7 protein-coding genes are annotated in these 7,449 nt (G+C 59.8%); 3 read left to right on the top strand and 4 right to left on the bottom strand.

All coding sequences use genetic code 11. From position 1 onward, the window contains the following. Positions 1-19: 19 nt before the first annotated feature. A complete protein-coding gene (locus ACYZTY_RS19045) occupies positions 20-832 on the top strand; it encodes an alpha/beta fold hydrolase (RefSeq protein WP_461955014.1) in 813 nt (270 codons plus the stop codon). Positions 833-924: 92 nt separating this feature from the next. Here the strand turns inward: ACYZTY_RS19045 and dsbG are convergent, their stop codons facing one another. The 4 genes from dsbG to ACYZTY_RS19025 all read right to left on the bottom strand — a co-directional run bounded on the left by dsbG (position 925) and on the right by ACYZTY_RS19025 (position 5,050). Further along, on the bottom strand, positions 925-1,695 hold the full coding sequence (gene dsbG, locus ACYZTY_RS19040) for a thiol:disulfide interchange protein DsbG (RefSeq protein ID WP_131060089.1): 771 nt from the start codon (positions 1,693-1,695) through the stop codon (positions 925-927). After that, positions 1,671-2,537: a TlpA family protein disulfide reductase gene (locus ACYZTY_RS19035; protein ID WP_461955013.1), complete on the bottom strand. Its 867-nt coding sequence runs from the start codon at positions 2,535-2,537 to the stop codon at positions 1,671-1,673. Before ACYZTY_RS19035 ends, dsbG begins: the two co-directional genes overlap by 25 nt. Further along, a complete protein-coding gene (gene dsbD / locus ACYZTY_RS19030) occupies positions 2,537-4,270 on the bottom strand; it encodes a protein-disulfide reductase DsbD (RefSeq protein WP_461955012.1) in 1,734 nt (577 codons plus the stop codon). The genes ACYZTY_RS19035 and dsbD overlap by 1 nt, the downstream gene beginning before the upstream one ends. A gap of 93 nt (positions 4,271-4,363) precedes the next feature. Beyond that, positions 4,364-5,050, bottom strand: a complete 687-nt coding sequence (locus tag ACYZTY_RS19025; protein ID WP_461955011.1) for a hypothetical protein — start codon at positions 5,048-5,050, stop codon at positions 4,364-4,366. A 339-nt stretch (positions 5,051-5,389) separates the two neighbouring features. Here ACYZTY_RS19025 and ACYZTY_RS19020 point away from each other — a divergent pair, with 339 nt between their 5' ends. Both ACYZTY_RS19020 and ACYZTY_RS19015 read left to right on the top strand, forming a co-directional pair. Beyond that, complete coding sequence (locus ACYZTY_RS19020; protein ID WP_461955010.1) at positions 5,390-6,073, top strand: response regulator; 684 nt, start codon at positions 5,390-5,392, stop codon at positions 6,071-6,073. Beyond that, positions 6,070-7,395 carry an ATP-binding protein gene (locus ACYZTY_RS19015; RefSeq protein ID WP_461955009.1) on the top strand — a complete coding sequence of 442 codons (1,326 nt, stop codon included), beginning with the start codon at positions 6,070-6,072 and terminating at the stop codon, positions 7,393-7,395. Before ACYZTY_RS19020 ends, ACYZTY_RS19015 begins: the two co-directional genes overlap by 4 nt. Positions 7,396-7,449 lie beyond the last annotated feature (54 nt).

Here is a 7,449-nt window from a genome sequence, read left to right as displayed (position 1 = left end):
TTCACAAAGGAGACAGTCAATGCCCTTCGTAACGATTGACGGACAAGCCCTTCACTACATCGACCAAGGCACCGGCCCGGCAGTGCTGCTGGCCGGCAGCTACCTGTGGGACCAGGCCATGTGGGCGCCGCAGATTGCTGCGTTGTCGCAACACCACCGGGTCATAGCCCTGGACCTGTGGGGCCACGGTGAATCCGGGCCACTTCCCGAAGGTACGCAATCGCTGGATGACATCGCCCGCCAGGCCTTGGCGCTGCTCGATCATCTGGACGTTGATCGTGTCACGCTGGTCGGTCTGTCGGTGGGCGGCATGTGGGGCGTTCGACTGGCGCTGTCGGCGCCACAGCGGATCAACGGCCTGGTGCTGATGGACACCTACGTCGGCGTCGAGCCGGAACCGACTCGCCAGTACTATTTCTCGCTGTTCAAGCAGATCGAAGATACCGGAGTGATCTCACCGCAGTTGCTCGACATCGTCGTGCCGATTTTCTTCCGTCCGGGGATCGATCCACAGTCGGCGCTGTATCAGGATTTCCGCGCCAAACTGGCAGCGTTGCCGTCCGAACGTCTGCGTCAAAGCATTGTGCCGATGGGGCGGATTACGTTTGGTCGGAATGATCTGTTGCCACGTCTGGGCGAGCTGAATCCTGAAACCACGCTGGTGATGTGCGGCGATCAGGACAAACCGCGGCCACCGTCGGAAACCAGGGAAATGGCGGAGTTGATCGGTTGCCCCTATGTGCTGGTGCCGGAGGCGGGGCATATCTCCAATCTGGAGAATCCGCAGTTTGTGACCGAGGCGTTGTTGAAGTTTCTGGCTGAAAGAAATTAGTCGATCTTTCGGACGCCTTCGCGGGCAAGCCTCGCTCACAGGTGGTCGCATATCCTGTAGGGCGAGGCTTGCCCGCGAAGGGGCCGGAGAGGTCACTTAGGCCCGAGAATCTTCACCAACTTGTCCGGCGAAGGCGCGCCCTGCTGCTGTTGCAGCTCGCCCTTGTCGTCCATGTAGAAAATCGCCGGGGTGGCCTGCAGCTCCAGGTCTTCCATCAGCTGCATGTTCGCCGCCAGTTTCGCCTGAATTGCCGGCGGCACGTCCTTCAAGGCCTTCAGCGAGCTGCTCTTGCCTGACTTTTCGTGATCTTCCAGCGCCTTGCTCGGGTCCTTGGCGGCCAGCAGCGCGGCGGATTTGCCCGGGCTGTCTTCGCGAATGATCCCGACCATGATGTGCCGCAACTGCACTTTGCCAGCCTTGACCCATGGCCGCGCCTGCTCCCAGAACATGTTGCAGTAAGGGCAGTTCGGATCGCTGAACAGATAGACGACGCGCGGCGCATCCTTTTTGCCGTCACCGATCCAGTTGCTGGCCTCCATCTTGCCCCAGACTTCCTTGGCCATCGGTGCATAAACCAGTTTCTGCAATGGCGCGCTGCTCAGGTCATTGCCGTCGGCGTCGTACAAATTACCGAGCAACACGTGCTTGCCGTCCGGAGTCAGGTACAGCGCCATGCCGCGGCTCTGGTATTGCGCGGCATAACCGCGCAGACCGTCGGGTGCGTCGAACTGACCGACGATTTTTGCGCCCTTGGCTTCGATTTTCTTGATCGCCTCAGGCAATTCTTCGGCGGCCTGCACCGACGGCAGGTGCAGCAACGCTGCACCCAGGGTCAGCGTCAGCAGGTGGCGGAGGCGGGGCATGGCAGTTTCCTTGAAGAGGTGGCCGGTACGGCAGGAGAAGGTGTGTCGAAGTTTTCCAGGGCGCGGGCCAGGCTGGCGTCCGAGAGTTCGCCCAAATGGCTGCCCAGCAATCGACCGTCAGGGCTATAGAACAGCGTAGTCGGCAATGCCATGGAACCCACGGCCTGACCCAATCGACCACTGCCGTCGAACAGCACGTTGGTCAGGCTCAGGCCCTGGGTTTCGAGGAAGGTGCTGACGCTTTGCATGCTTTCGGCCTGATTGACGAACAGGAAGGTCAGGTCCGGGCGCTGTTGCTGGGCGTTTTCCAGCACCGGCATCTCCCGACGGCACGGCGGGCACCAGGTGGCCCAGAGATTGATGACCAACGGCCCACCCTTGTAGTCCGCCAGTTGCACGGTTTCGCCGGCGGCATTACGCAGGGCGATCTCCGGCAGGCGCGTGCCTTGTTCGTAAATACTCAGGGAGAAGGTCGCCAGCAGCCAGAACACCAGACCGCTGGCCACGCCAAAGCCCAGCGGGCGGCGCAAACCCGGTCGACGCCAACCGCGAAATAGCGCGGTGAGTAGCAGCACAATCACCCCGGGCCAGGCGAGGAAGCCGCCATCGCGCAGGTCGATGATCTGCCACGGATCGTTGCGATAGTGCGCCCAATAGGCGATCACAAAACTGACCCGCGCCGCCAACATGCCCAGCAAAAACAGGCCGAACAGCACCGACTCGGGGTTTTCGCCACCGCGCTTGGCCACCCGCCAGCCGACAAACGTCGCCAGCGCCAAGGCACTGATCAGCAGCAAATGGTTAAGCGCGATGGCAAAGGTGCCGAGGGTAAAAGTCAGCATTAACGAGCGTCTCGGGTGGTGGTCCAGCGTTGCAGGAAGGTGTCGGCATCGACCTCGCCGGTGATGCGCTGGCTGCGACGCTCCTGGCCGTCTGCCCCGATCCACAGAAAACTCGGTGGCCCCGGCACTTTATAACGGCCGAGCAGTTCGCGGCTGGCGGCATTGTCGGCGGTCACGTCCAGCCGTAGCAAGCGCACATCACTCAGCGCTTCCATCACATTGGCTTTGCCGAAGACCTGTTTTCCCATGACCTTGCACGACACACACCAGTCGGCGTAGTAGTCCAGCAGCACCCATTGGCCCTGGGCCTGGGCGGCGTCCAGTTCCCGTTGCAACGTGGCGGGGTCTTTAACGGTAGTGAACGCCTCATGGCCGGTCGGGCGAGCAGCATTGCCGGAAGCGGATGCACTGTAGACCTGCAACGGTTTGAGCAAATCATCACCGCCACCGGCGGCGCCGATCATCAGCAGACCACCCCAAATCCCGAGCAACAGCGAACTGGCGCCGAACAGGTGAGCGACCCGGCCGAACCCTTCCGACTGTTTCCAGGCGCTGTAGGCGGCAATCAGCAGCAAGGCACCGCACAAACCGATCCACAGCGATTGATCCAGCACCGGGCGCAGCATCAGCAGCGCAGTAGCAAGGAACAGGAAACCGAACACGCCTTTAAGCAGGTTCATCCAGGCGCCGGGTTTGGGCAGGAATCGATTGCCGACGGTCACCAGCAACAACAGTGGCACACCAATGCCGATCCCCATGGTGAACAGAATCAGGCCGCCATGCAGCGCATTGCCGCTTTGCGCGATGTAGAGCAGGGCGCCGGCCAGTGGCGCGGTCATGCACGGGCCGACCAGCAACCCTGACAAGGCCCCCAGCACACCGGCACCGATCAGGCTGCCGCCGCGTTGGTTGCGCGAGACATTTTCCAGCCGATCACGCACGGCCACCGGCAGTTGCAGCTCGAAGAAACCGAACATCGGCAACGCCAGCAGCACAAAAATTGCCGCGAAGCTGCCCAGCAACCACGGGTTCTGCAACAGGGCCTGAAGGTTTGCACCGAGCAATGCGGCCAGCACACCCATCGCCGCATACACCAACGCCATGCTCACCACGTAACTGGTCGCCAGGGCAAAACCGCGTCTGGGCGTGGCCCCACTGCCGACGATCAACCCGGCCAGAATCGGCAGCATCGGCAACGAGCAAGGGGTGAAGGCCAGCAACAGGCCAAGACCGAAGAACACCAGCAAACTCCAGCCCAGCGCCCGTTGTTGCAGGCCGCTGGCCAGGGCCTGGTCCGGTGCTTCGTTTGCTGCGACCGCGACGCTGCCGCCCAGATCCACGACCTGGGTTTGCGGCGGATAACACAAACCGGCATCGGCACACCCCTGGAAGCCCACCTTGATCTGACCGGTGGCACCTGCCGGAATCTTCAGCTCCAGGCCTTGGCGATAAACCTGTTGCTCGCCGAAGAACTCATCACTGTGCGATTCGCCTTCAGGTAATGGCGGATGCTGCTCCGGGGGCAAACCCTCGAATTTCAGGCGTTTCTGATAAAGGTAATAACCATCGGTAATCTGCCAATAGAGCTGTGTTTCGCCCGATTCAAGGCGCTCGGAGGTGAAGACAAAGGCCTTTTCCACCGGCAGGAATTCAGGTTTGGTATCGAACGGATTGGTCCCTGCCTGGGCCACACCCGAGATCAAGAGAACAAAAAACAGAAACAGTCGACGCATGGGTAAGCCTTATCCCTGTGCAAGTGAGGTGCACAATGGGAGGCGGCGATTAACCGATGATTAACCGCGCCAGGTTCACAGACAAGTCAGTGTTCAGCTTGGAATCAGACCCCGCCATGTCGTTTCGTCGACATTGAATGGGCCTGTCACTGCGCGCTCATCACAGTCATATCTCAGGTACTGATTGTTGGTCAGAAAGATATAAAAGTAGGTGTCGAGCAGTGGCGCATCGTTCTTTACAGCGGTAATCATGCGGCCTTTGTATTTTTCTAACTGTGCCCAGTGGGAACCTTTTAGGGGCTTGATGTGCAGCTCTTGCGTGTAAGCGTTATAACTAAGATAGTTGCCGTCGTTCAGCAGTATCCAGAAAACAAACCTGCGCCCCGATTCCTCCAACCACATGACACCAACAATCTTGTCGAAGTAAGGTTTCAACGGCGCCCATATGGATTGTGAAACAGGCGTTTTGGTAACGACACAGTCGTTACCCTGGGAGTACCTGCACACCATCGGTGTCTTGCCTTCGTAGTAGAACAACACGAGAAGATCGCCACCAGCCCCGTCCCAATCAAGCCCCGAGGTGGTAAATCCACATCGCACGTCTTTTGCATGCTGGGAAAAGTCGTCCCAGTTACCGTAAACACTACAGGGGTAACCCTCTCCGACACAGTTGTCCCCAAGATCGAAACGAGAATAGGTTTCGTCGTCCTTGAAGAAAAAATGAATGCGGTCGAGCCCGTCGCGCCAGTCGACGGCTACAAAGTTTTTCAGGGTTGTCATTGTTTGATTCCTTTCGTTTGTTTAAATGGCGCTACAGTGCGGTAGCGCGATTTTATGAGTGTGTTAATCGTATTGAAGTTGCTGCTGTTCAATGATGTTAGATTAGCGTTAGTGTTTGATAATTAGAATGGGTGTTGGGTGATTGTATGTTTCAAGTTGAATCCGGGTGTTTGGTTTTAATAAGGGTGTAAAGAGTAAGTTGTCAGGCTGGCGCTATAGTTTTTAGTGACTACTCTTTGGTTCAATATTACGAATGTGCTTCTCGTCCGCTGACTCGCTCGTCATAATTCAGCCTTAATCCTCACCTGCTTGACTCGCTTTTTTGCTAAGGGGGCTCCCATGCACGTACTGGTTTGCGAAGACGATGAGCTGATCGCCAGCGGCATTGTCGCTGGCCTCACTGCCCAGGGCTTGACCGTGGAGCATGTGGCGACGGCATCCTCGGCCCGTGCGATGCTCAAGGTGGCTGAGTTCGACGTCATGGTGCTCGACCTTGGCCTTCCCGATGAGGACGGCTTGAAACTGTTGCAGCAGTTGCGTTCCAGTGGTCTGGAGATTCCGGTGCTGATCCTCACGGCACGGGACGCGGTCACTGACCGCGTTGACGGCTTGCAGGCCGGCGCCGACGATTATCTGCTCAAGCCATTCGACCTGCGTGAACTCGCCGCACGCCTGCACACCTTGTTGCGACGAGTGGCGGGGCGCAGCGTCAATCTGATCGAACACGGCCGTTTGACCTACGACCCAAGCAGCCGCGAAACCATGCTCGGCGGTCAGTCCGTCGACCTATCGCGGCGTGAACAGTCGCTGTTGCAGGCCTTGTTGCATAATCGTGGTCGGGTGCTGTCCACCGAACAACTGAAGGACAGCGTCTACGGTTTCAACGACGAACTGGAAAGCAACGCCCTCAACGTGCATATCCATCACCTGCGGCGCAAACTCGGCAATGGCATTGTCGAGACCGTGCGCGGCTTGGGCTATCGCCTGGGGCCGGCCGATGGTGGAGAGGAATTGAAAAAGTGATGAGCCTGCGTTTGCGCCTGAGCCTGACGCTCGGCGCCGCCTTTGCGCTGATCTGGGCTCTGGCGGCGGCCTGGATGCTCAGCGACTTGCGCAACCAAATGATGTTTTCCCTCGACCAGCGGCTGGTGGCATCGGCGCGCATGGTCGCCGGCCTGATGGAGCAATTGCCGGCGTTGCCGAGCAAGGGCGAGGGCACCCATTTCAGCGCTGAACAATTGAATATCCCTGGTGGCATGGCCTGCCAGGTCAGCTCGTTGCGCGGCGAAATCCTCGCCCGCAGTCACACCGATCCGCAACAAACCCTGGAAGCCGAGAAGATGGGCTTCCACGATCAGATGATCGACGGCGCGCCGTGGCGCAGCTTTACCCTGGCCCGCGGTGATCTGCGCATTACCACCGCCGACCGGCAGATCGAGCGCGAGGCGCTGAACATGTCGATCCTGCTGGCCGCTTCGGTGCCGGTGGGCGTGGCGTTGCTTGGCTGCCTGTGCCTGTTGTGGCTGGGGATCGGCCAGGGATTGGCGCCGCTGAACCGGATGCGCGATGCGTTGATGCGCCGCAGTGCCGATTCGCTCGAACCCTTGCAAATTCAGCCGTTGCCCAGCGAACTTCAACCGTTGCTGGACACGCAGAATCAGCTGTTCCAGCGCATCGGCAAGACCATCGAACGCGAACGTCGCCTGACCGGTGACGCGGCCCACGAATTGCGCAGCCCGCTGACGGCGATCAAAACCCACCTGCAAGTGGCGCGCATGACCGAGGGCGCGGCCCGGGATCAGTCCCTGGCGCGAGCTGAAGAGGGCGCCGACCGCATGCACCGCACGCTGGAACAATTACTGCTGCTGGCGCGGGTCGAGGGCAGTCTGTCGTTCGATGACGGTGTGCAATGCAGCGCCGAGCAAGTGGCGAAACTGGCGATTCAGGATGCTGCCAGCGGTGATCGTCGACGGATCAAGCTGCAAATGCCGGCGAAATTCTCCGATGCACCAGTGCAAATGCCCGCGGTGCTGTCGATCGCTGCATTGCGCAACCTGCTGGACAACGCCCTGCGCCATACCCCGGGCGACGGGGCGGTGGAACTGAGCCTGGAAACCACCGGCAGTCGTGCGCGCTTTCTGGTCCGCGACCACGGCCCGGGCATTGCCGAAGACGACCTGCAACACCTGACCCAACGCTTCTGGCGCCACGGCCAGAGCACCGGCTGCGGTTTGGGCCTGGCAATCGTCCAGGCGATTGTTCAGCGCTGCGGCTGCACCCTGCATTTCGACAGCCGCCCGGATGGGTTGCGGGTTGAGCTGACCATGCCCCTGCAACCCATCTAACAACCACCACAACTCCCCTGTAGGAGCGAGCCTCTGTGGCGAGGGGATTTATCC

It is taken from the genome of Pseudomonas sp. LB1P83 (assembly GCF_054897885.1).
Note: the sequence above shows the minus strand (reverse complement) of the source record. Positions and strands in the feature narration are given on the sequence as shown.

Excerpts from the sequence above, each read along its gene's own strand:
- ACYZTY_RS19045 (WP_461955014.1), top strand. The coding sequence starts at position 20 with ATGCCCTTCGTAACGATTGACGGACAAGCCCTTCACTACATCGACCAA.
- dsbG (WP_131060089.1), bottom strand. The coding sequence starts at position 1,695 with ATGCCCCGCCTCCGCCACCTGCTGACGCTGACCCTGGGTGCAGCGTTG.
- ACYZTY_RS19035 (WP_461955013.1), bottom strand. The coding sequence starts at position 2,537 with ATGCTGACTTTTACCCTCGGCACCTTTGCCATCGCGCTTAACCATTTG.
- dsbD (WP_461955012.1), bottom strand. The coding sequence starts at position 4,270 with ATGCGTCGACTGTTTCTGTTTTTTGTTCTCTTGATCTCGGGTGTGGCC.
- ACYZTY_RS19025 (WP_461955011.1), bottom strand. The coding sequence starts at position 5,050 with ATGACAACCCTGAAAAACTTTGTAGCCGTCGACTGGCGCGACGGGCTC.
- ACYZTY_RS19020 (WP_461955010.1), top strand. The coding sequence starts at position 5,390 with ATGCACGTACTGGTTTGCGAAGACGATGAGCTGATCGCCAGCGGCATT.